The following is a 24,069-nucleotide window of genomic DNA, read 5'->3' on the forward strand; positions in this document are numbered from 1 at the left end:
AGAGTGGCGGACGAGGCCTCCGGGAGAGGTGGGCGGGCGGGCATGACACGTCACGGAAAGGCCGGGGCCGCCTCGCCGTTCACTTGCCCGGGGTGTGCGCCTGCTGCTAAGAGGCCCCCCTTTCCGATTAATCCGTTGTCCGAGGGTGGACGGCGGCTCGGGCGGAACCCTTTCCAAGCGAAGAGGCGGTTTGTGGCTGACAGCTTTCTGATCCTGGCGCAGGCAGCGGGCGGAACCGGCGGATGGACGAACATCGTGTTCATCATCGGCCTGTTCGCGATCATGTACTTCATCATGATCCGGCCGCAGCAGAAGCAACTCAAGGCGCACCGCGAGCTGATCTCCAGCCTGAAGAAGGGTGATGAGGTCATCACCCAGGGCGGCCTCATCGGACGCATCCATGTGGTGGCCGAGCGAGAGGTGACGCTCGAGGTGTCCAACGGAGTGCGCATCCGCGTGCTCAAGACTTCCGTGGCTGGCAGGTACGCCGCTCCTGGCGAGACGCCGGCCTCGGTCGCGAAGACCGACGAGAAGAAGGAGGAGAAGTAATGGACCGCGGCTGGTACTGGAGGCTGGGCCTGATCATCGGCGTGACGCTGCTGACCATCTGGTGCCTCATTCCCTCCTATTATTCCCTGTTCGTGCTCGACAAGAGCCAGCGCAACAACCTGGCCCTGCTCGAGGAGAAGCTGCCCGCGTGGGCGCCCCCGGCGAAGTACCGCATCAACCTGGGGCTGGACCTGCAGGGTGGCATCCACATGGTGATGCGGGTGGACACCAAGACGGCGCTGCAGAAGCGGACCGAGCGCCGGGGGGATCAGATCGCCCGCTACATCAACGACAAGCAGCTGGGCCAGGTGACCGTGGACACGGACGCCGAGGCGCTCCAGCTCACGCTGACGGCGCAGGATCCGGCCACCATGGACGCGATCGAGAAGGAGGTGCTCGCCACCTTCACCGACTTCGTCCGGGTGTCGCGTGACGGCAACAAGCTGGTGCTGGCGCCGGACGAGGGCCAGGTGAACCTCTTCCGCGAGGAGTCGGTGGACCAGGCGATGCTCGTCATCCGCCGCCGCATCGACAAGTGGGGCGTGGCCGAGGTGGACGTGCGCAAGCTGGGCACCGACGCCATCCAGATCTCCCTGCCGGGCCGCAATGATCCCGAGCAGGCCAAGGAGCTGGTGGGCACCACGGCGCAGCTCGAGTTCCGCATGGTGGACGACACCACGGACTTCTTCGGGAAGACCTTCCAGGAGTCCCCGCCGCCGGAGGGCAGCAACATCACGCTGACCACCGCCGAGGGCTTCCCCCAGCTGCAGGGCCCCAACCGCGAGGCGCTGCTGGCGTACCTGAAGGACAAGACGCCCCAGGACCGCGAGGTGCTGATGGAGTGCATCCCCAGCGCGACGAAAAAGGGCGTGTGCGACAGCTACCGCACCTACCTGGTGGAGAAGGACGTGCCGCTGACGGGCGAGAGCCTGACGGGCGCGGACGCTTCGCTCAGCCAGCTCAACGAGCCGGAGGTGAACGTCAGCTTCGACGCGGCTGGCGCGCGTGAGTTCGAGCAGCTCACCGAGAAGGGGGTGGGCCGCCGCATGGCCATCGTCCTGGACGACTACGTGCAGTCGGCGCCGCGCATCAACGAGCGCATCGGTGGTGGCCGGGCGCGCATCACCATGGGCCGCTCGGGTGGCCGTCCCCTCCAGGAGTGGCTGTCCGACGCGCAGACGCTGGCGCTGGCCCTCAAGGCGGGCGCGCTGCCGGCGCCGGTGACCACCGGTGAGATCCGCCAGGTGGGCGCCTCGCTGGGCGACGAGCTCATCCGCAAGGGCGGCCTGGCCGCGGGCGTGGGCGTGCTCTGCGTCATCGTCTTCATGGCCCTCTACTACAGGTCCGCCGGCCTCATCGCGGACGTGGCGCTGCTGCTCAATGGCCTGCTCATCCTCGGTGGCCTGGCGCTCTTCAACGCCACGCTCACCCTGCCGGGCATCGCCGGCTTCGTGCTGACGCTCGGTATCGCGGTGGATGCCAACGTGCTCATCAACGAGCGCATCCGCGAGGAGCTCAGCCACGGCAAGACGGCTCGCGCCGCGGTGGACCAGGGCTACGATCGTGCCTTCTGGACCATCTTCGACGCGCACGTCACCGCGCTCATCGCCGGCTTCATCCTCTTCTTCACGGGCACGGGTCCGGTGCGCGGTTTCGCCACCACGCTCATCATCGGCCTGCTGGCGTCGCTCTTCACGTCCATCCTCGTGACGCGCGTCATCATGACCTACTTCGTCCACGGTCGTAACGCCCAGACGGTGTCCGTCTAGCAAGGCCTCGAGGTTCAGCAGACATGCAACTGCTCAAGAACAAGACGAACATCGACTTCATCGGCAAGCGCAAGCCGGCGCTCTTCATCTCCACGGCGATCAACCTGATCATCCTGATCGGCATCGCCGTGTGGGGCTTCAACCTCGGCGTGGACTTCGCCGGCGGTACGGTGGTGGAGGTGAAGTTCGACCACCCCATCTCCGCGGCGGAAGTCCGCAAGCGCGCCGAGTCCGGCGGGCTGCACGACGTCGCCGTGCAGAGCATCGGCTCGGCGGACGAGAACTCGTTCCTGCTGCGCCTGGGTGGCGTGACCCAGCTCACCGAGGAGAGCGCCGGCAAGGCGGCCTCGGCCCTCCAGGCCCTGGGCCCGGTGGACCCGAAGAACGTCCGCTCGGACCTGGCCAACGGCATCATCAACTTCCGCTCCGCGCAGCCCCTCGACGCCGAGCAGGTCCGCGCGGCGGTGGAAGGGGCCGGCACGGGCGTGGAAGAGGTGCGCGAGCTGGGTCAGGCGCAGGCCGGTGGCTTCGACTACCAGGTCGTCGCCAGCGGCATGGCGGACCGGATCCGCAGCGCGCTGATGTCGGGCGTGCAGCAGGACAAGCCGGACTTCGAGATGCGCCGCACCGAGTACGTGGGTCCGCAGGTCGGCAAGCAGCTGCGCAACCGCGGCGTCATGGCCCTGCTGTACTCCATGATGGCCATCCTCGTGTACGTGGCGTTCCGGTTCGACTTCAAGTTCGGCCCCGGCGCGCTGCTCGCCATGCTCCACGACGTCGTGATGGTGGCCGGCTTCTACCTGTTCAGCCGCGCCGAGTTCAGCCTCACCGCCATCGCCGCGCTGCTCACCGTCGTGGGTTACTCGGTCAACGACACCATCGTGGTCTACGACCGCATCCGCGAGGACATGGGCAAGTACAAGGGCAAGCCGCTGGCCGAGGTCATCAACATCGCCGTCAACGACACCCTGGCTCGCACCATCCTCACCTCGGGCACCACGGCCCTCTCCCTCGTCGGTCTCATCATCTTCGGCGTCGGTGAGATCCGCGACTTCGCCTGGGCCATGCTCGTGGGCATCATCGTCGGCACGTACTCGTCCGTGTACATCGCCAGCCCGCTCACCATCTGGCTCGATGAGCGCGCCGCCGCTCGCGAGGCCAAGAAGGGCGGCATGGAGCAGCCCAAGGTCGCCTGAGCCACAGTGGGGGTACAGAGGGGTACATACTCTCACCCCAGCCCTCTCCCAGTGGGAGAGGGGGCATACACGGAAGGCCCTCGTGCTCCGCGGATCCGCGGCGACGAGGGCCTTCGGTGTTTCTGGGGCGTCCCCCCCTTAAAATCGGCCTCCTACCGTGAGGTTCGTGCCCAGGATGCCGCCGCTCGCGTCACCCGGCACCGCCGCGTCCGCGAAGTTGTCGTCCACCAGCACCCGGTAGGTCCCTCGGATGCCCGCCGTCAGTGCCCCGCTGTTGAACTCGACCCCCGCCGCCAGCGGCAGCTCCTCCATCAGGTCCGAGCTGTACGGGCCATTTCCCGCCCCCCGCACGTACACGTAGGACACCCCCAGCCCCGCCCCCACGAAGGGACGCACCCGCTCCATGAAGGGGGGCGATAGCTTCACCAGGCTGGTCGCCCCATGGCGCATGAGCGAGGGCGCCTCGGCGGACCGGAAGCGATCGTCCGTCACGTCGTTCTTCGAGCCGTCGTAGCCCACCTCGAAGCCCAGCATCTTGTAGGGTTGGAGGTTGAGGGTGACGCCCCACGTGGGACCCGTGGCGGACAATCCTCCAAGGTCTCCCGTGTACCCACCGATGCCGCCGCCCAGGAAGACGTTCACATCTCCTTGCTTCGGGTCCCCTCCTCGTGCCATCGCGCTACCCGCGAGCCCCAATCCGAGCGCCAGGGCCGTCATCCGGATGCCCCTCGAAGTCATGCCAAGCTCCTTGTTCTCTGGTTTGCAGTCGAAGCTGTGCATCCCTGGCAACGCCGGGGCCGGGCAGGCATCCAACAGGCGCTCGTCCGCCCGTCCGCTCCATGGACGGAGGCGCGAGCCCCAGGTCGGGTTCCCTCGGAGAGACTTCCGAGGTAGACTGGGGGTGTATTCTTGTTGGCCCATGTGCCCGGAGCGGGCACCCCAGGAGGGGAGGCGAACGTGCGTTGGTTGATGCCGGAAGTACCCCAGGAGCAGGCAGCGTCGCTGGCCGCTGAGCTGGGGCTGCATCCGCTCTCCGCGCGCGTGCTCGTGCACCGGGGCCTGCGCACCCCCGAGGCCGCCTCGGCCTTCCTGTCGGACCGGCTGGCGGACCTCCCCGATCCCTTCCGGATGAAGGGCATGGCCGCCGCCGTGGATCGGCTGTTCCGCGCCATCCGCGAGAAGGAGCGCATCACCCTCTACGGCGACTACGACGTGGATGGCGTGTGCTCCACCTCGCTCGTGTGCCTGTTCCTGCGCGAGCTGGGCGCCAGGCCGGCCACGTACATCCCCCACCGGTTGGACGAGGGCTACGGCCTCAACCTCCAGGCGGTGGAGAAGATCGCCTCGGACGGGACCCGGGTCCTGGTGACACTCGACTGCGGCGTCACCTCCGTGGCGGAGATCTCCCGGGCGAAGGAGCTGGGCCTGGACGTGGTGGTGGTGGATCACCACACGGTGCCCCCCACGCTGCCCCCGGCCGTGGCGGTGCTCAACCCGCACCAGCCCGGCTGCGAGTACCCCACCAAGCACCTGTGCGCCGCCGGCGTGGCCTTCAACCTCTGCATGGGCCTGCGCAAGAAGCTGCGCGAGGACGGCTGGTTCGCCACCCGCAAGGAGCCCAACCTCAAGGCGCTGCTCGATCTGGTGGCCATGGCCACGGTGGCGGACGTGGTGCCCCTCACGGGCGCCAACCGCATCCTCGTCCACCATGGGCTGCAGGAGCTCTCCGCGGGCCGCCGCTACGGCGTGCGCGCGCTCAAGGAGGTCGCCGGCCTCGAGGCGGACAGCCCCGTCACCGCCGGGCAGGTGGGCTTCCGTCTGGGGCCTCGCATCAACGCCGCGGGCCGTCTGCATGACGCCTCGCTGGGGCTTCAGCTGTTGTGCTCCGAGTCACTCGACGCGGCGCGCTCGCTGGCGCAGGTGCTGGATCGCGCCAACGCCGAGCGGCAGGGCATCGAGAGCAGCATCCTCACCGAGGCGCTCGCCCAGGCGCAGGAGCGGGCCGAGCACGCGCGCGGCTTCGTCCTCTACGCGGACGGCTGGCACCCGGGTGTCATCGGAATCGTGGCCTCGCGCGTGGTGGAGCGCTTCCACCGGCCCACCGTCATGATCGGAGTGAAGGACGGGGTAGGGAAGGGCTCGGCGCGCAGCATCGAGGGCTTCCACCTCTACGACGCGCTCAGCGGTTGCGCGGACCTGCTCGCGCGCTTCGGTGGGCACAAGCACGCCGCCGGCCTCACCGTGGAGGCGAAGCACCTGCCCGCCCTGCGTGAGTCCTTCGAGCGCATCGCCCGGCAGCGGCTCACGCCGGAGGATCTGATTCCCCGCTGCAAGGTGGACGCGGTGGTGCGCGTGAACGAGCTGGACGAGCGCGCGGTGGAGGCGCTGCAGCGGCTCGGGCCTTTCGGACAGGGCAACCCCGAGCCCGTGCTGGTGCTGCGCCATCAAGTGGCTCGCCCGCGCGTGCTGCCGCCCAAGTCCGGAGGCGCCGGCCACCTCAAGCTGGCCCTGGTGGACGCCCCCTCCGTGGACGCCATCGGCTTCGGCATGGCGGACCGGCTGGCGCTCACCGAGGGTCCGGTGGACCTGGCCTTCCAGGCTGGCTTCGACACCTTCCGCGGGCAGCGGCGGCTGTCCCTCAAGCTCAAGGACCTGCGCGTCGCGGCCTGAGTCCGCTCAGGCAATGCCCCAGCGCACCCGTCCCGGCGTCAGCAGCGCTCCCGCGCGGGCCAGGTCGTTCATGCGGAATCGCTCGGCCTGACGCTCGAACGCCGTGCGGCACCGCTCCGAGCAGAAGAAATACCGACGCTTCTTGTACTCCGTGGACGGACGGCTCTCGGGCGCCTCCAATTGCTTGCCGCAGACCGGATCCAGGTGTCGCTTCGATACGTCCTTCATTTCCCCGCCTCCCCACCAGACTCGCCTTCCTTCGTGGCGACTCAAAGCAGCGGGCGTGCCAACGGCGTGACTCGTGGATTCGCGGGGTTGGGCGGGTGAGAGTCCGACAAAGAGGCAAGGGGCGGCCAGCGGGGGGAAAACTTTTTCTTGCCCGCGGGTGCCGGATTGCACCCCGGTACGAGGCCCGGTGGGTAAGAGGGATCCTCATCCCTCCTCTTGCCCGACCTCGCCGCTCACGTTGAGATCACCCCGTGCCAACCCCTTCGATCCCAGAAACCCAGCCGATTCACGCACAGCGACCGCTCACCGGACAGGACGCCAGGACGCTCGCTCTGGCGGCGCTGGGTGGCGCGCTCGAGTTCTACGACTTCATCATCTTCGTGTTCTTCGCCCGGGCGATCGGCCAGCTGTTCTTCCCGGCCGACACGGCGGAGTGGCTGCGCCAGCTGCAGACGTATGGGCTGTTCGCGGTCGCCTACCTGGCGCGTCCCCTGGGCGGCATCGTGATGGCGCACTTCGGCGACCGCAGTGGCCGCAAGCGGATGTTCGCGCTGAGCGTGTTCATGATGGCCGTGCCGACGCTCCTCATCGGCATGCTGCCCACCTTCGCCACCATGGGTTACGGAGCGCCCCTGGCGCTGCTGGTGCTTCGTATGCTCCAGGGCGCGGCCGTGGGCGGTGAGGTGCCGGGTGCCTGGGTCTTCGTCTCCGAGCACGTGCCGGCTCGTCGCGTCGGCTTCGCCTGCGGCACGCTCACCTCGGGGCTGACGTTCGGCATCCTGCTCGGCTCGCTCGTGGCGACCGCGATCAACAAGATCTACACCCCGGACGAGGTGCTGGCGTTCGCGTGGCGCGTGCCCTTCCTGGTGGGAGGCGTGTTCGGCTTCTTCGCCGTGTTCCTGCGCCGCTGGTTGGCCGAGACGCCGGTGTTCGAGGAGATGCGCAAGCGCCGGGCCCTGGTGGAGGAACTGCCGCTCAAGGCCGTGCTGCGCGGCCATGTCGCCGGGGTGGTGGTGTCCATGCTGCTCACCTGGGTGCTCACCGCCGGCATCGTGGTGGTGATCCTCCTGACGCAGGATCTGCTGCAGAAGCTCTACGGCATCGCGCCGGCCCAGGCGCTGGAGGCCAACAGCGTCGCCACGCTGAGCCTCACCCTGGGGTGTATCTGCTTCGGCCTGCTCGCGGATGGCTGGGGCGTCGTCCGGGCGCTGACCCTCGGCTGTGCCGCGCTGCTCGTGGCGACGTACGTGTTCTACACCGGCGTGGGCCAGTCTCCGGGGCACCTCGTTCCGCTGTACGCGATGGCGGGCTTCTGCGTCGGCGTGGTCGGCGTGGTGCCCACGGTGATGGTGCACGCCTTCCCTCCGGCCGTGCGCTTCTCGGGCATCTCGTTCTCGTACAACGTGGCCTACGCCATCTTCGGCGGGCTCACGCCCATGGTCGTCACCCTGCTCACGAAGACGAGCCCGATGGGGCCCGCTTTCTATGTGGCCGGGGTGTGCTGCGTGGGGCTGCTCGTGGCGCTCTACCTGGGATTCGCGAGCCGCTCGCGTTTCTCCGCCATGAGCGCCTCGTAGGCTCGCTGACCCTCACCCCAGCCCTCTCCCAGGGGGAGAGGGGGCATTCACGGGGGGAACCCGGGGGGCGAGATACCCTCACCCCGTCCCTCTCCCGAGGGGAGAGGGGGGATTGATTGATTAGAACGCGGTGCCCAGGCTCGCGCCCAGGAACGTGTCGTCCATGTAGCCTCGCCGGAAGCGCAGCAGCTCCACACGCCACGCCAGCCGCACGTTCGACTCCGACGACAGCTTCGTCCGGCCTCGCAGGCCCACTCCGTATTGGATGAGCGGCTTGATCTCGTCCATCGGCGTCAGCTTGCCGCCAATCTCCAGCGTCGTGTGCTCGTACGCGATGCCTCCGCCCACCTGTGCGTAGACGCCATAGTCCGAGCCCTCCCCGAAGGTCAGCTCGTACGCCGGCGCGATCGTGGCGTAGTGCAGCCGCGTGTCTCCCACGATGAGCTGCGTCCCCTCGCGCATCCCGGCGTACGTGTAGCGCACGTCGAACCAGAGCGCCTCGCGCAGCGGCTCCACGTTCAGCAGCCGGCCGTACTCCCAGGTGAAGCGTCCACCGATGGCCGGCAGGATGTCCCCGAGCTGCTGCCCACGTGCGCTGCTCAGGAACATCGCGCCGCCGAGCACCTCGAAGGCGATGCCCGTGTTCGGGTCATCCATGCGCGCCAGGTGCTCGAACTTCTTCTCCTCGTCCTCCTCCTCGGCGAGCCGGCGGAAGTCCGATGACGTGTCCTCCGAGCGGGAGCGGCGTCGGCGCGGCGTGTCCCTCTGCTCGGACTGCTCCTCGTCCGGGTAGGCGTAGGGCGAGTCATCGTCCTGGGCGTGGCGTCGGCGCGAGGAGCTCGTCTCCTCGGGCTGTTCGTCGTCCGGGTAGGCGTAGGGCGAGTCATCGTCCTGGGCGAACGTGGGCGCGGCGAGAGTGAGGCCCCCGAGGAGGCAGGGCAGGATCCAGGAATGCACGGCAGCGTTCCTCATGGGTTGATCGACTCGCAGACGCCAACGAGGGTGGTGGTGCTGGCAGGGCAGTCATCCGAGGTCGCGTCCCCCGTACTGACACCGGTGAGATCTTCGACCGGAATCTGCAGGCGGGTGGCGAACTGGCTGCACACCCGCTGTTTCAGATTGAAGTCACTGATGTGCCGGATGATGGCCCTGGCGGCCCGGGCCAGCGTGAACTTCGTCTGATCTGTCAGCGCCGCTTGGGCCAGCTGGTTGAAGCCGGGCTTGCTCGGATTCGTGTCCGAGTACGCCGCCGCCACCTCGCGCGCCAGCATCTCGCGGTCAGCCGCCGACTGCTCGGCGTTGACGAGCGCGCTCGCGAGGATGGTGCCCACCTGGTACTCGTGGCCGGAGAACACGGAGTTGAAGTTGGCGGTCTCCAGCAGCTCGCGCAGCTCCCGGCTCATGCACGTGGTCTTCGACAGGTCGCGATCCGACTCGGACTTGTCCTCGAAGGAGGTGTACAGCACGCGCTTGTTGCAGCCGAACGTCGAGCGGCACGAGGCCACGTAGGCGTGGTAGTCCGCCAGGCCCTCGTCCAGCGACTTGATGACATTGAGGGCCGGGGTGTAGATGCCCCCGCTCAACGACCAGGCGGTGATCGGATCCGGAAGCGAGCGGCCGTTGTACACGCGCCGGTTGAAGACCATGTGCGCGTACTCGTGGGTGAGGACCGAGGCGTTGATGGCCAGCGGCGCCTTCGTGATGGTCTCGAAGGGCAGCACCATGAAGGACTGCGTCGGAGCGAAGAAGATGGCGTTGTCGCGCATCGGCTTGTCGCTCGTGTCGGCGATGATGAACTCGGGGAAGTAGTAGGCCGTCATCTGCGGCAGCTCGGCCTGCTTCACGTCGACGACCTTGTTGAAGTAGTCCCAGGCGCGCTCGAGGTTGTAGTACGTGGTGACGAGGTTCCACGTGTGGAAGTCCGCCGGCCACAGCACGCCCTGCTCGTCGGTGATGTAGTGGGCGGTGACGGGCTGGCCCTCCTCCTTGAGCAGGGCGCGCAGGAACGCTTCCTCGGTCTTGGCGGCATTGGCCTCGGGATCGTTCGAGTCCAACACGACGCGGGCGCCGCCCCGCATCTTCGCCACCTGGCCTTCCAGGGCCACGATGTCCGTGACCGTCTGGAGCTCCACTTCCGTGGGCACGTACTCGCCATTGCCGGAGAGCACGAGCGCGCGCACCTTCACGGGATTCTGGGTTTCCGGCGCGCACGAGACGACGAGCGTCGCGAGCGCGGCGGCTGTCAGCTTTCGGACCATGCCGGCCTTCTTACTACGGGTCCGGGGACCATCAGAAGCCGGGGGAACGGTGGACCGGAGCCCTCCTTCCGCTTGCCCGGCTCCTTCTCGGATTCCTTGACGCGTCGTTTCCGCGCTCTCTATGGTGCCGCCCTTCAATCTCCCTCTGTGCAGGCGGTGTCATGGCGGTCCCGTTCATTACCGAGGTCAAGCGTACTCATACCTGCGGGCAGCTCACCAAGGCGAACATCGGTGAGGAGGTCGTCCTTTTCGGCTGGGTGCAGAACAGGCGAGACCACGGCGGCGCGGTCTTCATCGACTTGCGTGACCGTGAGGGTCTCACGCAGGTGGTTTTCGAGCCGGACATCGCGAAGGAGGCCCACGAGCTGGCGGGCCAGCTGCGGCTCGAGTTCTGCATCGGCATCAAGGGCAAGGTCGTCTCGCGCGGCGCTCAGGTCAATCCCAAGCTCAAGACGGGAGAGATCGAGATCAAGGCCTCGGATCTGACCATCTTCAACCGCTCCGAGCCCACGCCGTTCCTCGTCGAGGACACCGTCGACACGGCGGAGGAGAAGCGCCTGGCGTACCGCTTCCTGGATCTGCGCCGCCGGCCGCTGCAGCAGACGCTGATGACGCGCTCGAAGATGAACGCGATCACGCGCTCGTACATGGTGGACAACCGCTTCCTGGAGCTGGAGACGCCCTTCATGGGCAAGTACACCCCGGGTGGCGCGCGCAACTTCCTCGTCCCCAGCCGCCTCAACCCGGGCAAGTTCTACGCGCTGGCCGAGAGCCCCCAGCTCTACAAGCAGCTCTTCATGGTGGCGGGCTTCGACCGCTACTTCCAGATCGTCAAGTGCTTCCGCGACGAGGACCTGCGTCTGGACCGGCAGCCCGAGTTCACGCAGATCGACGTGGAGATGAGCTTCGTCACCCAGGACGACATCTTCACCATCGTCGAGGGGCTGCTGAAGCGGCTGTGGGGCGAGGTGCTGGGCATCGACATCCCCACGCCCTTCATGCGGATGGACTTCGACGAGTCCATGGCGAAGTACGGCAACGACAAGCCGGACCTGCGCTTCGGGCTGGAGCACGTCGTGCTCACGGACGTCATCCGCCAGCACGGCGCCGGGGGCGGCGTGCCGATGATGTGGGAGGCGGTGGAGCAGGGCGGCATCGTCAAGGCCATGGTCATCCCCGCGGACAAGCCGATGAGCCGCGCGGAGAGCGACAAGCTCGAGGACTTCGCCAAGCAGAACGGCGCCAAGGGGCTGGCCCGCGCCAAGGTGGGCGAGGGCGGTGAGTGGACCCAGTCCCCGCTGTCCAAGACGATCACCCCCGCGCTGCGCCAGGCCATCAACCAGGCATGCAACGCGAAGACGGGCGACCTCCTCGTGTTCCAGTTCGGCCGCGAGTCGCTGGTGCACACGGTGATGGCGAACCTGCGCGTGCACGTGGCCAAGAAGCTGGGCCTCATCCCCGAGTACGGCAGCGGCGGCGTGTGGAAGTTCCTCTGGGTGGTGAACCCGCCCCTCTTCGAGTACGACGAGGAGACCAAGACGTGGGCGGCGGCGCACCACGCCTTCACCCGGCCGCACGACGAGGACGTGCAGTACCTGCTGACGGAGCCGGGCCGCGTGAAGTGCCACCGCTACGACGTGGTGCTCAACGGCTTCGAGATCGGCGGCGGCTCCATCCGCCTGCATGATCCGAAGGTCCAGGCGGAGGTGTTCAAGGCGCTGGGCATCTCGGACGAGGAGGCGCGGGTGAAGTTCGGCTTCCTGCTGGACGCGCTGAAGTTCGGCGCGCCGCCGCACGGAGGCATCGCGCTGGGCATGGATCGTCTGGTGATGCTGCTCACGGGCGCCGAGTCGCTGCGTGACGTCATCCCGTTCCCCAAGACGAAGACGGGCACGGACCTGATGACAGGCGCGCCGGGAGACGTGGACGAGCGCCAGCTGCGCGAAGTGCACGTGCGCACCACGCCGCCCCCGCAGAAGTAATCGCTCCCCCCAGGACAGGGCTTGATGAAGACGTTCCTCGTGGTGAATCCGCGCAGCGCTGGAGGCCAGACGGGCAAGCGCTGGGCGGAGATCTCGGGCCAGGTGACTCGGGCGATCGGCGACTTCGGCTTCGGATTCACCGAGCGCCCCCTGGATGCCGTGCGGCTGACGCGCGATGCACTCGCGGACGGTTACGAGTGCATCGCCGCGGTGGGCGGCGACGGCACCATCAACGAGGTGGTCAACGGCTTCTTCGCCGACGGCAAGGCCATCAACCCCCAGGCCGCCCTGGGCCTCATTCCCCGAGGCACGGGCGGTGACTTCCGGCGTGCCTTCGGCTGGGACCTGGAGTTGGACTCGGCCCTGGCGCGGCTGCGGACCGACAAGACCGAGCCCTTCGACGTGGGGCTCGCCGAGTACGTCAACTTCCAGGGCGAGAAGGAGTCGCGCTACTTCGCCAACATCGCCTCCTTCGGCGTGAGCGCGGCGGTGGCCCACGAGGTGAACATCGGCAGCAAGGCGCTCGGTGGGAACCTGAGCTTCTTGTGGGGCACGGTGAAGACGATGGCGAAGTACAGGGACCGGAAGGTGCGCCTGCGCGTGGATGGTGGTGAGCCCGAGGAACTGGGCATCACCGTCGTCGCCGCGTCCAACGGGCGCTACTTCGGCAGTGGTATGTGCGTGGCCCCGAAGGCCGTCACCCACGACGGGCTCTTCGACCTGACCATCTGGCACGACTACGGCCTGCAGGACTTCATCATCAAGTCCAAGGGCGTCTACAACGGCGACCACATCACCTGGAACAAGACGCGCTACCTCCAGTGCCGCACCCTCGAGACCGAGAGCGACGAGGAAGTGTTCCTGGAGATGGATGGCGAGGTGCCCGGCAGGTTGCCGTGCCGCATCTCCATCCTGCCCGGCGCCATCCGCCTCAAGGTGTAGCCCGCGCCCTGTGCCCGGCTGTTCGCGGGACGGGCGGCCTTTTTCGCGCGACTTGACCTTGGAAGTCTGGCCGTTACGGCTTACTCTAGAAATAGAGTACGCCGGAGCGCGCCATGTCAGAACGTGACCCCTCCCAGCTCGATCTCTTCACCGGGGCTCCCAGCCCCACGCCGCCCCGAGGGCGCCGGCGCGGGCATGAGGAGCCCGTGGGCCCCGCCGAGCAGCCCGAGGAGGTGAGGGCGCTCGGGGAGCAGCTTCCCGCGGGGCTCTACCTGGGCACCTCGTCCTGGACGTTCCCGGGTTGGCTGGGGAAGGGGCTCGTCTACGACCGCCAGGCCACCCCGGCGCGTCTGTCCCGCGAGGGGCTCGCCGCCTATGCCCAGCACCCCGTGCTGCGCACCGTGGGCGTGGACCGGACCTTCTACGCCCCCGTTTCCGCCGCCACCTTCGCCGAGTACGCCGCGCAGGTGCCTCCCGGCTTCCGCTTCCTCGTGAAGGCACATGAGGCCTGTACCCTCGCGCGCTGGCCCGTCCACCAGCGCTATGGCGACCTGCGAGGTCAGCTCAACGAGCGCTTCCTGGATGCCGCGTATGCGCGCGATCTCGTGGTGGCGCCCTTCGTCGAGGGCCTGGGTGAGAAGGCCGGGCCGCTCGTCTTCCAGCTCCCGCCGCAGGATCCGCAAGACCTTGGTGGGGTAGGGCCCTTCGTGGAGCGGCTGCATGCCTTCTTCTCCGCGCTGCCCCGCGGGCCCCTCTACGCCGTCGAGCTCCGCAACGAGTCGCTGTTGACGGAGGCCCTGGCCCAGGCGCTCGCGGAGGTCGGCGTGTGCCCCGTGCTCGCCGCCTGGAAGAACATGCCCCCCGTGGAGCGTCAGGCCGTGCGCATGCGCGCGCTGCGGGCCCCGGCCCTCGTGGTGCGCTGGATGCTGCCGCCGCACCTCGACTACGAGGAGGCCCGCAAGCGCTACTTCCCCTTCGACAAGCTGGTGGACGAGGACGTGCGCACCCGCGAGGCCGTGGCCCGCGCCTCCGTCGCCGCCCTGGGCGCCGGCAGGCCCGTCTTCGTGACGCTCAACAACAAGGCGGAGGGAAGTGCACCCCTTTCCGCCGTGCTCCTGGCTCGGAGCGTCATGTTCCGCATGCGAAACATTGGGACTGTGGACTCTTGATCACCTCAGGTGTGGGTTTATGGTGGGTGGTGTCGCGGCATGAACACCCGTTGGCTGAGCACGCGGTTTGCTTGGAGGGGGGATCATGAGATCGGTCCTTGTTGCAGCGCTCGTGGTACGCGTTTCAGCGGCCGGAGGGGCGGGCGCTGGTGTCGAGGAAGACGCGCGACGCCAGCAAGTGGGCAACACCTGGGAAGACGTGCGTAAACATTTCTCCGCCCTGCGAAGCGAGATTTCCACCTTGGAAAATGAGTTTCGCGACGCCCAGGAGCGCCACCGGCTTGACGCGGAGCGCAAACGGCTGGAGTCGGAGCGCGCGCGTCGTGGGCAGCCCTGAGGATTCCGACGACTCGTTCGACCCCGAAGCACCCGTCGAGCTCCCCCTGGATGGGAACCTCGACCTGCACCTGTTCCACCCCCGTGACGTGAAGGACGTCGTCACCGAGTACCTCTGGGCCTGCCGTCAGAAGGGCGTACTCGACATCCGCATCATCCACGGCAAGGGCACTGGCGCGCTGCGGCGCACCGTGCAGTCGCTGCTCCCCCGACTGCCCGAGGTGGAGTCGTTCCGCTCCGCTTCCGAAGGCGATGGAGGGTGGGGCGCCACCTGGGTCCGGTTGAAGCCCCTGGACTGACTAGGACAGCCAGAAGTAGGCGGAGGCGATCAGCGAGCGCTTCTCCGTCACCTTCGACTTGTTGGCCAGGTCCGCCACTTGACGGTCCTTCGCCGCGTAACGCTTCTCCTCCTCGTTGCGCAGCGAGGCCAGCTTCTTGCGGTACTCGCGCTCCAGGCGCTCCGCGTGCCCACGGGCCTTCACGCGCTCGGCGGGGTCTTCCTGCGCGCACACCACCTTGCGCGCCTCCTGCCAGGCCTCGCGTGCCCGCTCCACCTGCTCGCGCGACTCCAGGAGGCAGTCCTCCGCGTACCGGTCCGCCCGCTCCCGCGCCAGATCCATCTCCAGCGCGTTGCGCCGCTCCGCCGCCCGGAGGATCTCCTCCTTGGCCGCCATCAGCGCCTGCTCCTGCATCAGCGACACGGACACCGGAGGCGGCTGCCGGCGCCGCTCCTCCTTCGCCGCCAGCTTCACGAAGTGCTCGCCGTCCGCCAGCGGCAGCGCCCGGAAGCCCTTGCCGTCGCGCTCCAGCACCAGCACCAGGTGCACCATCTTCTCTTCGGCCTTCAGGCCCGTCGTCTCGAACTTGTAGACGAACCACCAGCCCTCGCTGCCCGCCAGCCGGGCCAGCCGCGCCGGCAATCCCGCCGCGTTGAGCTGCAGGTAGTTGATGGCGTCGTGCGTCCTGTCCCGGACGGCATAGGCCGCCTTGGCCACCTGGAGCCGGCCCGAGGCGCTGCTGTTGCCCAGCACCGAGCCCGTCAGCGCGCGCGCACCCTGCTGGCGCTTCTCCAGCGCCTCCTTCGCCACCGCCCCGGCGATGCGAAGCCGCCGCCGCACATCGCCGTCGAAGCGCTCCATCAGCACCGAGCGCGCTTCCGTCATGCGCGCGCTGATGCGGCCCTCCATGTCCGAGCGCAGCTTGTCGAACGCCGCGTTGATGTCATCCGGGTGGCGGCAGGACTGGTAGATGTCCAGGATGCGCCGCTCGAAGTCCACGCCGCTCTCCAGCGCGCCGAGGATTTCATCCGACGCGCCGAACACGCCGTCGAAGAGGCTGAGCTTCTTCTCCAGCAGCTCGTATAGCCGCGCGTCCGCGGCGTTCTGCCGGTTGAGGAAGTTGATGACGAGCACGTCCCGCTGCTGGCCGTAGCGGTGGCAGCGGCCGATGCGCTGCTCCACCCGCTGCGGGTTCCACGGCAGATCGTAGTTCACCACCAGGTTGCAGAACTGGAGGTTGAGCCCCTCGGCGCCCGCCTCGGTGCAGATGAGGATCTGCGTCTTCTCGCGGAACTCCGTCACCAGCGCGCGGCGCTCCTCCGGACCGCCTCCGCCATCGCCGGAGAGCAGGGAGATCTTCCCCGCGTAGCCGTTGGCCGACAGCAGGTTGAAGAGGTACTGCTGGGTGCGCTTGGACTCGGTGAAGATGAGCGCCTTCTCCGGCCAGCCCTGGGCCTTCATCACCTTGAAGGTGCGCTCCAGCGCGCGCTTGAGGGCCTCGCCCTTGGCGTTCACCTTGATGGAGTCCGCGAGGTCCGCGTACTGCTTCAGCTCCCACATCTCGTTCTCGAGCGTGCGGATGCTGACGGGCTTGGCGGGATCATCGGCCCACTCCTCGCCCTCCTCGACGTACTGCCTGGCCTCCTCGGGCTCGAAGAGGGCCAGGGCGCGCTGGCCCAGCTTCGCCGCCTCCAGACGTTTGGCGAGGTTGTCCGCCAGCCGCCGCAGGGTGGGGGCGATGGCGTACGTGGAGGAGGCCAGCAGCTTGCGGTAGCAGAGCGTGAGCAGCGTCTTCTTGCCCGGCTCGATGGCCGCGACCTCGGAGCGCCGCAGGTACTCGCTCACCTTCTCGTAGAGATCCTGCTCCTCGGGCGAGGGCGCGAAGTCCTCCACGATGGAGCGGCGGTTGGTGTAGCGGACGTACTCGCGCACCTGCCGGCGCAGCGTGCGTTGCACCACGGGGGCCAGCCGCTCCTTGAGCTCGTTGACGGCGTCCGTCTGCAGCCCGCCCGTCTCCGCCTCCAGCCGGTAGCGGCTGCGGAAGGCGTGCTCGGGGCCGAGGATCTGCTCGTCCAGGAGCGTCACCAGCCCGAACAGCTCCATCAGATCGTTCTGCAGGGGCGTGGCGGTGAGCAGCAGCTTGGGGCGGCCGCTGAGCGCGGAGCGGAGCGCCTGGCCCGTCTTGTGGCCCGCCTTGTAGGCGTTCCGCAGACGGTGGGCCTCGTCGATGATGACCACGTCCCACGGAATCTCGGCCACCAGCTGCGCCTTGTTGGCGGCGAACGGGTGCGAGCAGATGACGGGGAAGGGCTGATCGAAGCAGTTGCCCGTGGCGCGCACCGTGCGGCCATCCACCATCACCGATTCCAGGTCGAACTTCTCGCGCAGCTCGCTGTTCCACTGCGCCCGCAATACGGCCGGGGCGAGGATGAGGATGCGCGTCTTCCCCTCGGCCACGAGCTGGGCGATGACCATGCCCGCCTCGATGGTCTTCCCCAGACCCACCTCGTCCGCGAGCATGCAGCCGCCGCGCGACAGCGAGTCCAGCGCGAAGCACGCGGCCTCGAGTTGGTGGGGGTTGAGATCCACCCTGGCCTCGGCGAGTGCTCCCGCGAGCCGCTCGCGCGAGTCGGAGCTCTTGATGGTGAGCTCCTCGGCGAGCAGACGCTCGTGGAACGATGTCAGCGGCTGGCCCTGCTCAGCGTCCCCGCGGACCTCCGTCCCCGACGCCACCGCCGCCGCCGCCGCATCCACCTCCACCCGCAGGTCCCTGAACTCCCTGGCGACTTCCGACAAGTCCCTGTCTCCATCCGTAGCTGACAACGTGCTCCCACAGGCGTGTAGCACGAAAGGGGGGCCATTTTGTTGAGCGTGAAGGATGTGTAAAGGGGGTCTTCTCCAAGGCCGAAAAATCGGCTCCAGAGCGCTTGGCACGGTTTTTCGTCGGGAGCGTCGCCGCGAGTGCGGAAAAAGCTACAGCATCCCTCGCGCCTTCACGTGCAGATACGTGTTGACGGCGGCGGCGCCGAAGCCCTTCGCGGGAGCACGCACCACGAGTGCACCCGAGTCCCGAAGCGTGAGCGCCGTGCGCTGGTGGTTCTCAAAACCGTCCGGCCTTCATCAAGCAAGCCCCTCGTGACGGATGCAGGCGTCCTCGAACTCCAAGGACCCCGATGATTGCTTCTCCATGAGCCATTTGCGCACGGCTTGGAGATCGATCCGGGGGGGCACGTCCACGCCCAGCATCTTCGAGACGTTCAGCTCCGTCGAGCAGCCGAGCTCCTGCAGCTGGCGACGCACCTCTTCTACGTGGGATTCGTCGAAGACGATGATGCGCAGCGTGCTGCTGCCTGAAGCCCGAACCAGTTCCGAGAACACCACCTCTCCCTCGCCCTGCCGTGCGGCGACCACATCGCCGACACTGATACCCCGGACGAAGAAGGGGATGTTGTCGATCTCGAACAAGCCCTCTCCCAGGGGTCTGGCCCAGAGCCGCTCGTACTCGACGGGAGGATAATCCTCATCCTCCTTTTCGAGCTCGAACAGGACCCTCACGTATTCATCCGGCATGAAACCGCGCTCCCGGGTCAGAGCTTGTCGCTCTTCTCGTTGTTGCACTCCCTGCATAGGACCTGTCCATTCGAGGGCGCTCCGTCTCCGCCCTTCGCTCTCGGAATGACGTGATCCACCTGGGCCTCATGGCTCGGTGGAGTGACTCCTTTCTGGCTCTTCTGGGCCTCAACGGTCGTGACACCACAGTTCTCGCAGCGCTTCTCGCCATCGTATTTTCGGGCGTTCTCCGCCTTGACGTCCTTCTTTCCCTTGGGAGTGAATCGCATGTAGGCCCGTTCGCCATTCGCGGTGCCTTTCGGATGCGACTGTCCACCTTTCTTGCCTGCCGCGATGGCTACGGAGTCAACGGGCAGAACCTGTTGTGCGAGAGGCTCGAGCACAGTGGCTTCCGCGGTTCGAGCCACTCCTGTTCCCGCGCCCATGGATGGCTGTGCGAAGGACGGTATGGCTGCGAGCCCAGCAACCAGCAGCAGCAGGGGTATCCACTGGAGCAGGTTCCCTGGGAATGCCGACGTGCCGCGGTGAGCCCGCCTCATGTCGCGTGCGTTCATTCCGTTCTCTTTCTCCACGCAGCCGCGTAAAGGCCGATAGCAGCTACAGCATCCCTCGCGCCTTCACGTGCAGATACGTGTTGACGGCGGCGGCGCCGAAGCCCTTCGCGGGAGCACGCACCACGAGTGCACCCGAGTCCCGAAGCGTGAGCGCCGTGCGCTGGTAGTCCTCCTCGAGCCGGGCGGCGGCCTGTCGCGCGTAGGCGTCCTGCACCGAGGCGGGGATGCCGGTGGCGGCGGACTGGAGATCCTCGTCCAGGAGCGAGGCCACCACGGGCAGGTGACGGGGGCGCAGGGCCAACGTGCGCGCCAGCAGCGAGCCCGAGGCGTCCGGATCCACCAGGTCCGTGAAGAGCACCACCAGCGAGCGCCGCGAGGAGCGGGCGAAGGCGAAGTCGTAGGCGCGGCCATAGTCGCTCTCCTCGAGGGCGGCCTCGGCGCGGTAGAGGGACTCGGTGAGCAGGCGCAGGTGCTCGCGGCCCTTGCGCGGCGGGAGGTAGGCGCGCACGTCACTGGCGAAGGCGAGCACGCCCACCATGTCGCCCGCGTCCAGGCTCACCTTGGCCAGGCGCAGCGCCGCGTCCATGGCGTGGTCCAGCTTGCGGCGGCCGTCCACCCGGCCCGCCATGTGGCGCCCGCAGTCGAGCAGCAGCAGCACCGGTTGGTTCCGCTCGGGCTGGTACACGCGCACCATGGTGCGGCCCCGGCGCGCCGAGGCCTTCCAGTCCACCGTGCGGTAGTCATCTCCGGTGCGGTACTCGCGCAGGGATTCGAACTCGCGGCCCTCGGCGGAGCGGCGCAGGGTGCGCTCGGAGGGCGCGTCCGAGGCGACGGCGAGCTCCAGCGCCTCCCGCGTGAGGGCCGTGAGGTCCGGGTACACCTTCACGTCCTGGCCCGCGGGCACCCGCACCTGGCGCGCGCACAGTCCCAGCGGGCCTGTCAGGCGCAGGTGCACGTCCCCGAGGCGCAGGTCTCCACGCGCGGGCGGGGTGAGGGTGTACGAGACGATGGCTCGGGGCGCGTCCGGCGAGAGGGAGAAGGGCTGCTGGTGCCCGCGCACGTCCACGCCCGGAGGGACCCCGTCGCGCACCTGTCCGCGCACGGGCCGCTGGCCGGACAGGCTCAACTCCAGGCGGACCGGGTTGGAGACGCCCGAGGAGAGGACGGGCTCCACCGTGCGCCGCACCTCCACGTCCGCGGCACGCGGGGCGGCGAGGAAGTCCCAGACGCACAGCAACAGCACCGCCACGTCCAGGGCGATGGCGAGCCACAGGAAGACGGCTCCGGCCACGGCGAGCGCCGCGGGCACCAGGGCCGCCGCGACGAGCGCCACGGCGAGCCCCGTGGGAACGGGTCGGCCGAGGCTCACCGGGGAACCTGGACGCGCTCCAACGTCTGGCGGAGCACGTCGTCCGCGGTGAGGCCCTCCACCTCCGCCTCGGCCTTGAGCAACAGGCGGTGGTTGAGGACGCTGGGGCAGACAGCCTTCACGTCGTCCGGGGTGACGAAGTCGCTCCCGTTGAGGGCCGCGCGCGCCTTTGCCGCCGCCAGCAGGGCCTGGGCCGAGCGCGGTGAGGCACCCAGGCGCACGCGCGGGTTGGCGCGCGTCTCGCGGATGAGGCGCACCGTGTAGGCGAGGACGGACTCGTCGCAGGCCACGCTCGCCGCCTGGGCCTGCAACTGCGTGAGGGTCGCGGCGTCCAACACCCGCTCCACCTGGGCGGCCCGGCCCTGGCGCTGGTGGAAGGCTCGCACCATGTCCAGCTCGGCCTCGGGGGGCGGGTAGCCCACGCGCACCCTCATGAGGAATCGGTCGAGCTGCGCCTCGGGCAGCGGGTAGGTGCCCTCCAGCTCCAGCGGGTTCTGCGTGGCCACCACGAAGAAGTGCGGCGGCAGCACGTGCGTGGTGCCGTCGATGGTGACCTGCCGCTCCTCCATGGCCTCCAGCAGCGCGGCCTGCGTCTTGGGCGGAGTGCGGTTGATTTCATCCGCCACCAGCACCTCGGTGAAGACGGGGCCCTTCACCAGGTGGAAGGCGTTCTCCTGGGGCCGGAAGACGTTGGTGCCGAGGATGTCGCTCGGCATCAGGTCCGGGGTGAACTGGACGCGGGTGAACTCGAGCCCGAGCGCGGCGGCCATGCTGCGCGCGGTGAGCGTCTTGGCCACGCCGGGGACACCCTCCAGCAGCACGTGTCCACGCGCGAGGAAGGCGGTGACGAGGTCCGCCACCACGTGCGGCTGGCCGAGCACCGTGTTCTTCAGCGCGTCGAGGAGCCGCTGCAGGGCCGGGCCCCCCTGGGACGAGGCGAGCGCGGTCGCCGGAGAGGATGAGGTCGTCATGACGCGGGCTTCTCCTTCAGTCCGAGCAGCGTGCCTCCCAGGCTCGTCAGCGCGCCGAGCAGGCCGAGGAAGACACCGAAGCTGGGCGAGGAGTTCATGATGGTCGCGTTGCCCATGGGCGAGGGCACCTCGGTGGCGTCGTACGAGACCTTCATGAAGATGATGCACCAGAGGATGCTGAAGGCGGACAGGCCGAGCTGCGCCAGCCAGGGGACGAGCACGTTGAGGTGGGGCATCAGCCGGCGCACACGCACGGCGATGGCACCGAGGATGCCGATGGCGGCCAGGACGGCGATGAGCCCCAGGCTCATCAGGCCGAGGATTTCTCCCTCCGCGGCTGTCTCCTTCCAGGGCAGGAAGGCCGAGATGATGAGGGTGACGCCACCCGCGAAGGCGATCTTGTCGGAGCGGCCCAACACGCCCACGAAGTCTCGGAAGTCCTCGATGACCTGCTCGGGCGCGACGATCTGCCCGGTGCCGGAGTTGGAGTAGGGATCGCGCGTGGGGACGTAGTTGATGTCGGACGGGTCGAGCTCGGTCTCCGGAGCGCGCCGGGGCGTGGGGGCCGCCGCGCGGGGAGTGCCGGTGCCCGCGGTGCGCGCGGCGGGACGGGAGCCGGTGGCGGCGCGTCCACCCGTGGGGCGCTGGGGCGCGTTGCGGACGATCTCGTCCATGGACTTGATGTTGGTGGCGTCTTCGTCGGCGGGCGCTGGAGCGGGCGCGCGGCTACTCGAGGTAGCGGGGACCCGGGGCCGCGAGCCGGTGCCCGCGGGACGCACGGCGGGACGGGAGCCAGTGGTGCCTCCGCGCGCACCCGAGGCGGTACGCACCGGGCGGGACGAGGGAGCGGACTGTCTGCGCGGCGGGGGCGGGCTGGCCTCGGAGCCATCATCGTCCGAGCCCTGGGGGGCATCCGTCGAGATGAACGAGGCGTCGATGATGTAATCGCACGAAGGGCAGATGGAGGTGCCATCCGCGACCTTGGTGCCACAGCCAGGGCAGTTCAGGACCGGCGCTCCTTGAGTCTGGAAAGCGCCGCGCATCTTCCGGTGCCGGATGGTCCAAGTCAAACGGCTTACAGGCTAACCCCTGGATTTTCGCGGAGAATTGGCCTAGGCTGACGGAGGCGCTGCTCGCCGCCGAGGCCTCGGAGAAGGACGAGCGCGTGCGGCGCACCCTGCTCGAGTCCCTGGGCAAGCTGGCAGCCAGTTCTTCTTCACCCGCTCGCCGCAGCCGCACCTGGATGGCCGCTACACGGCCTTCGGCGAGGTGACGCACGGCATGGAGGTGGTGGATCGCCTGCTGGAGGGCGACACCGTCCTGGACGTGGAGGTGTCGCCCTGAGGGAGGAGGAGGAGGCGAGCGCGGACGCGCTCAGCTCGCGACGCGGTTGGGCACCTTGCCCGGCGTGAAGCCGGCCCAGAGCGCGTTCTCCGCGTTCTCCATGTCCTCGACCTTCTTGCGGATGCGCTGCCACTCCGCGTCCGGAATGCGCAGGAAGGCCTCGGCCAGCTCGGGGTCGAACTGCGTGCCCGAGCAGCGTTTGATCTCATCGCGCGCCACGGACATCGGCCGGCCCTTGCGGTACGGGCGGTCCGAGGTGATGGCGTCCACCGTGTCCGCGATGGCGAAGATGCGCGCCCCGATGACGATGTCCTTGCCCTTGAGGCCCTGCGGATAGCCCTTGCCGTCCCACCGCTCCTGGTGATGCAGCACGATGAGCGAGGCCTCGTGCAGGTAGGGCATCTTCGCGAGGATCTTGTAGCCGTACTCGGGATGCTTGCGCATCTCCACCCATTCCTCGGGCGAGAGCGGCCCGGGCTTGAGCAGGATGGTGTCGCTCACGCCGATCTTCCCGATGTCATGCAGCAGGGCTCCCTGCTCCACCACCTCGAGCTGCGTGGGCGTCAGGCCGATCTCCTCGCCGATACGGCGCGAGTAGAGCGATACCCGGCGCGAGTGCCACTGCGTCTCGGTATCGCGGTAGTCGAGCGCGCTGATGAGGCCATCCAACAGGCCGTTGGTGCGCTCCACCACCATGCGCTCGAGATCGCGGTTGATCGTCGTCAGCTCCGCGTTCTTTTCGGCGACCTCTCGCGTGAGCCTCTCATTCGCCTCGACCAGCCGGAAGTGCTCGAAGGCCTGGCGCACCGCGCTGGTCAGCTCGCTGAGCGACCACGGCTTGCCCAACAGTCGGAACACCTCACCCCGGTTGACCGCCTCGGATGCCGTGCGGAAATCCGCCGCCGCCGTGAGCATCAGGCGCACCGCGCGTGGATTCTTCTCACGCAACGTGCGCAGCAGCTCCACGCCGTTGAGCAACGGCATCATGAAGTCCGTCAGCACCACCTGGAAGCCCTCTTCCTTGGCGGCCTGGGCGGGATCCGTGTGGGTGACGACCTCGTAACCCTCCGACTGGAGGATCCGCGACAGCGCGGCAAGAATGAGAGGATCGTCATCCACCACGAGGATGCGGTCCATGAATACTGCCTCCCAACCCCTAAGGGACGGACGTTGAAGAACCGGGCCGTTATACACGGGTTTCCGCCCAAAGGTCACACCCACTCTGGAGGGGGGCTCGCGCTCTTGCTCGCTTTACAACCCCTCGAAACCTCTCTCTTTTCCGGGAAAGGGGGGAGGACCTGTCTCAC

The 24,069-nt window shown here is 68.2% G+C and carries 21 protein-coding genes and 1 pseudogene; 11 read left to right on the forward strand and 11 right to left on the reverse strand.

Going from position 1 to position 24,069, the window contains the following annotated elements:
- Positions 1-192: 192 nt before the first annotated feature.
- From yajC to secF, 3 genes are read left to right on the forward strand one after another with little or no spacing between them, the layout of a single operon-like run.
- The gene (gene yajC / locus JQX13_RS35115; protein WP_203403816.1) at positions 193-549 is read left to right on the forward strand and encodes a preprotein translocase subunit YajC; all 357 of its coding nucleotides are present in this window, start codon (positions 193-195) and stop codon (positions 547-549) included.
- Positions 549-2,318 (forward strand): protein translocase subunit SecD, encoded by a 1,770-nt coding sequence (secD, locus tag JQX13_RS35120; RefSeq protein WP_203403817.1) that lies wholly within the window; start codon positions 549-551, stop codon positions 2,316-2,318. Before yajC ends, secD begins: the two co-directional genes overlap by 1 nt.
- Positions 2,319-2,341: 23 nt before the next feature.
- Positions 2,342-3,514, forward strand: coding sequence for a protein translocase subunit SecF (gene secF, locus JQX13_RS35125; RefSeq protein ID WP_203403818.1), 1,173 nt, complete (start codon positions 2,342-2,344; stop codon positions 3,512-3,514).
- 138 nt (positions 3,515-3,652) lie between these two features.
- Here the strand turns inward: secF and JQX13_RS35130 are convergent, their stop codons facing one another.
- Entirely contained in the window at positions 3,653-4,252 is a 600-nt protein-coding gene (locus tag JQX13_RS35130) for a hypothetical protein (RefSeq protein ID WP_203403819.1), read from the reverse strand.
- A 219-nt stretch (positions 4,253-4,471) separates the two neighbouring features.
- On the opposite strand from JQX13_RS35130, the gene recJ reads away from it, so the two are divergent.
- Entirely contained in the window at positions 4,472-6,184 is a 1,713-nt protein-coding gene (recJ, locus tag JQX13_RS35135) for a single-stranded-DNA-specific exonuclease RecJ (RefSeq protein ID WP_203403820.1), read from the forward strand.
- 6 nt (positions 6,185-6,190) lie between these two features.
- Here the strand turns inward: recJ and JQX13_RS35140 are convergent, their stop codons facing one another.
- Positions 6,191-6,412 (reverse strand): YHS domain-containing protein, encoded by a 222-nt coding sequence (locus JQX13_RS35140; protein ID WP_203403821.1) that lies wholly within the window; start codon positions 6,410-6,412, stop codon positions 6,191-6,193.
- Between the two features lie 251 nt (positions 6,413-6,663).
- Here JQX13_RS35140 and JQX13_RS35145 point away from each other — a divergent pair, with 251 nt between their 5' ends.
- Complete coding sequence (locus tag JQX13_RS35145; RefSeq protein ID WP_203403822.1) at positions 6,664-7,989, forward strand: MFS transporter; 1,326 nt, start codon at positions 6,664-6,666, stop codon at positions 7,987-7,989.
- Between the two features lie 120 nt (positions 7,990-8,109).
- On the opposite strand, the gene JQX13_RS35150 is transcribed toward JQX13_RS35145, so the two are convergent.
- Positions 8,110-8,946, reverse strand: a complete 837-nt coding sequence (locus JQX13_RS35150) for a hypothetical protein (RefSeq protein WP_239014042.1) — start codon at positions 8,944-8,946, stop codon at positions 8,110-8,112.
- Between the two features lie 11 nt (positions 8,947-8,957).
- A complete protein-coding gene (locus JQX13_RS35155) occupies positions 8,958-10,247 on the reverse strand; it encodes a hypothetical protein (protein ID WP_203403824.1) in 1,290 nt (429 codons plus the stop codon).
- A gap of 161 nt (positions 10,248-10,408) precedes the next feature.
- Here JQX13_RS35155 and aspS point away from each other — a divergent pair, with 161 nt between their 5' ends.
- From aspS to JQX13_RS35180, 5 genes are all read left to right on the forward strand, one after another.
- A complete protein-coding gene (aspS, locus tag JQX13_RS35160; protein ID WP_203403825.1) occupies positions 10,409-12,229 on the forward strand; it encodes an aspartate--tRNA ligase in 1,821 nt (606 codons plus the stop codon).
- A 24-nt stretch (positions 12,230-12,253) separates the two neighbouring features.
- Positions 12,254-13,171, forward strand: coding sequence for a diacylglycerol/lipid kinase family protein (locus tag JQX13_RS35165; RefSeq protein WP_203403826.1), 918 nt, complete (start codon positions 12,254-12,256; stop codon positions 13,169-13,171).
- A 113-nt stretch (positions 13,172-13,284) separates the two neighbouring features.
- Positions 13,285-14,340: a DUF72 domain-containing protein gene (locus JQX13_RS35170; RefSeq protein WP_203403827.1), complete on the forward strand. Its 1,056-nt coding sequence runs from the start codon at positions 13,285-13,287 to the stop codon at positions 14,338-14,340.
- A gap of 85 nt (positions 14,341-14,425) precedes the next feature.
- The gene (locus JQX13_RS35175; protein ID WP_203403828.1) at positions 14,426-14,677 is read left to right on the forward strand and encodes a hypothetical protein; all 252 of its coding nucleotides are present in this window, start codon (positions 14,426-14,428) and stop codon (positions 14,675-14,677) included.
- Positions 14,664-14,975 (forward strand): Smr/MutS family protein, encoded by a 312-nt coding sequence (locus tag JQX13_RS35180; RefSeq protein ID WP_203403829.1) that lies wholly within the window; start codon positions 14,664-14,666, stop codon positions 14,973-14,975. The genes JQX13_RS35175 and JQX13_RS35180 overlap by 14 nt, the downstream gene beginning before the upstream one ends.
- Here the strand turns inward: JQX13_RS35180 and JQX13_RS35185 are convergent, their stop codons facing one another.
- The 6 genes from JQX13_RS35185 to JQX13_RS35210 form a co-directional block, all read right to left on the reverse strand.
- Entirely contained in the window at positions 14,976-17,750 is a 2,775-nt protein-coding gene (locus tag JQX13_RS35185) for an SNF2-related protein (protein WP_203403830.1), read from the reverse strand.
- 324 nt (positions 17,751-18,074) lie between these two features.
- Entirely contained in the window at positions 18,075-18,581 is a 507-nt protein-coding gene (locus tag JQX13_RS35190; RefSeq protein WP_203403831.1) for a DUF4265 domain-containing protein, read from the reverse strand.
- The gene (locus tag JQX13_RS35195) at positions 18,542-19,078 is read right to left on the reverse strand and encodes an HNH endonuclease (protein ID WP_203403832.1); all 537 of its coding nucleotides are present in this window, start codon (positions 19,076-19,078) and stop codon (positions 18,542-18,544) included. The genes JQX13_RS35190 and JQX13_RS35195 overlap by 40 nt, the downstream gene beginning before the upstream one ends.
- Before the next feature lie 43 nt (positions 19,079-19,121).
- Positions 19,122-20,447 carry a DUF58 domain-containing protein gene (locus tag JQX13_RS35200; protein ID WP_203403833.1) on the reverse strand — a complete coding sequence of 442 codons (1,326 nt, stop codon included), beginning with the start codon at positions 20,445-20,447 and terminating at the stop codon, positions 19,122-19,124.
- Positions 20,444-21,418 (reverse strand): AAA family ATPase, encoded by a 975-nt coding sequence (locus JQX13_RS35205; RefSeq protein ID WP_203403834.1) that lies wholly within the window; start codon positions 21,416-21,418, stop codon positions 20,444-20,446. Before JQX13_RS35205 ends, JQX13_RS35200 begins: the two co-directional genes overlap by 4 nt.
- Positions 21,415-22,488, reverse strand: a complete 1,074-nt coding sequence (locus tag JQX13_RS35210) for a hypothetical protein (RefSeq protein WP_239014043.1) — start codon at positions 22,486-22,488, stop codon at positions 21,415-21,417. Before JQX13_RS35210 ends, JQX13_RS35205 begins: the two co-directional genes overlap by 4 nt.
- 160 nt (positions 22,489-22,648) lie before the next feature.
- Here JQX13_RS35210 and JQX13_RS35215 point away from each other — a divergent pair.
- Positions 22,649-22,762, forward strand: a pseudogene (locus JQX13_RS35215) (peptidylprolyl isomerase); the annotation flags it as partial.
- Positions 22,763-22,792: 30 nt separating this feature from the next.
- Here the strand turns inward: JQX13_RS35215 and JQX13_RS35220 are convergent.
- A complete protein-coding gene (locus tag JQX13_RS35220; RefSeq protein WP_203403835.1) occupies positions 22,793-23,899 on the reverse strand; it encodes an HD domain-containing phosphohydrolase in 1,107 nt (368 codons plus the stop codon).
- Between the last annotated feature and the right edge of the window lie 170 nt (positions 23,900-24,069).

The organism is Archangium violaceum (assembly GCF_016859125.1).
In the GTDB taxonomy this organism is placed as follows: Bacteria; Myxococcota; Myxococcia; order Myxococcales; family Myxococcaceae; genus Archangium; species Archangium violaceum_A.

Coding starts and splice junctions, on each gene's coding strand:
- secD (WP_203403817.1), top strand. CDS start 549: ATGGACCGCGGCTGGTACTGGAGGCTGGGCCTGATCATCGGCGTGACG.
- secF (WP_203403818.1), top strand. CDS start 2,342: ATGCAACTGCTCAAGAACAAGACGAACATCGACTTCATCGGCAAGCGC.
- JQX13_RS35130 (WP_203403819.1), bottom strand. CDS start 4,252: ATGACTTCGAGGGGCATCCGGATGACGGCCCTGGCGCTCGGATTGGGG.
- JQX13_RS35140 (WP_203403821.1), bottom strand. CDS start 6,412: ATGAAGGACGTATCGAAGCGACACCTGGATCCGGTCTGCGGCAAGCAA.
- JQX13_RS35155 (WP_203403824.1), bottom strand. CDS start 10,247: ATGGTCCGAAAGCTGACAGCCGCCGCGCTCGCGACGCTCGTCGTCTCG.
- aspS (WP_203403825.1), top strand. CDS start 10,409: ATGGCGGTCCCGTTCATTACCGAGGTCAAGCGTACTCATACCTGCGGG.
- JQX13_RS35165 (WP_203403826.1), top strand. CDS start 12,254: ATGAAGACGTTCCTCGTGGTGAATCCGCGCAGCGCTGGAGGCCAGACG.
- JQX13_RS35170 (WP_203403827.1), top strand. CDS start 13,285: ATGTCAGAACGTGACCCCTCCCAGCTCGATCTCTTCACCGGGGCTCCC.
- JQX13_RS35175 (WP_203403828.1), top strand. CDS start 14,426: ATGAGATCGGTCCTTGTTGCAGCGCTCGTGGTACGCGTTTCAGCGGCC.
- JQX13_RS35190 (WP_203403831.1), bottom strand. CDS start 18,581: ATGCAGGGAGTGCAACAACGAGAAGAGCGACAAGCTCTGACCCGGGAG.
- JQX13_RS35195 (WP_203403832.1), bottom strand. CDS start 19,078: ATGAACGCACGCGACATGAGGCGGGCTCACCGCGGCACGTCGGCATTC.
- JQX13_RS35205 (WP_203403834.1), bottom strand. CDS start 21,418: ATGACGACCTCATCCTCTCCGGCGACCGCGCTCGCCTCGTCCCAGGGG.
- JQX13_RS35220 (WP_203403835.1), bottom strand. CDS start 23,899: ATGGACCGCATCCTCGTGGTGGATGACGATCCTCTCATTCTTGCCGCG.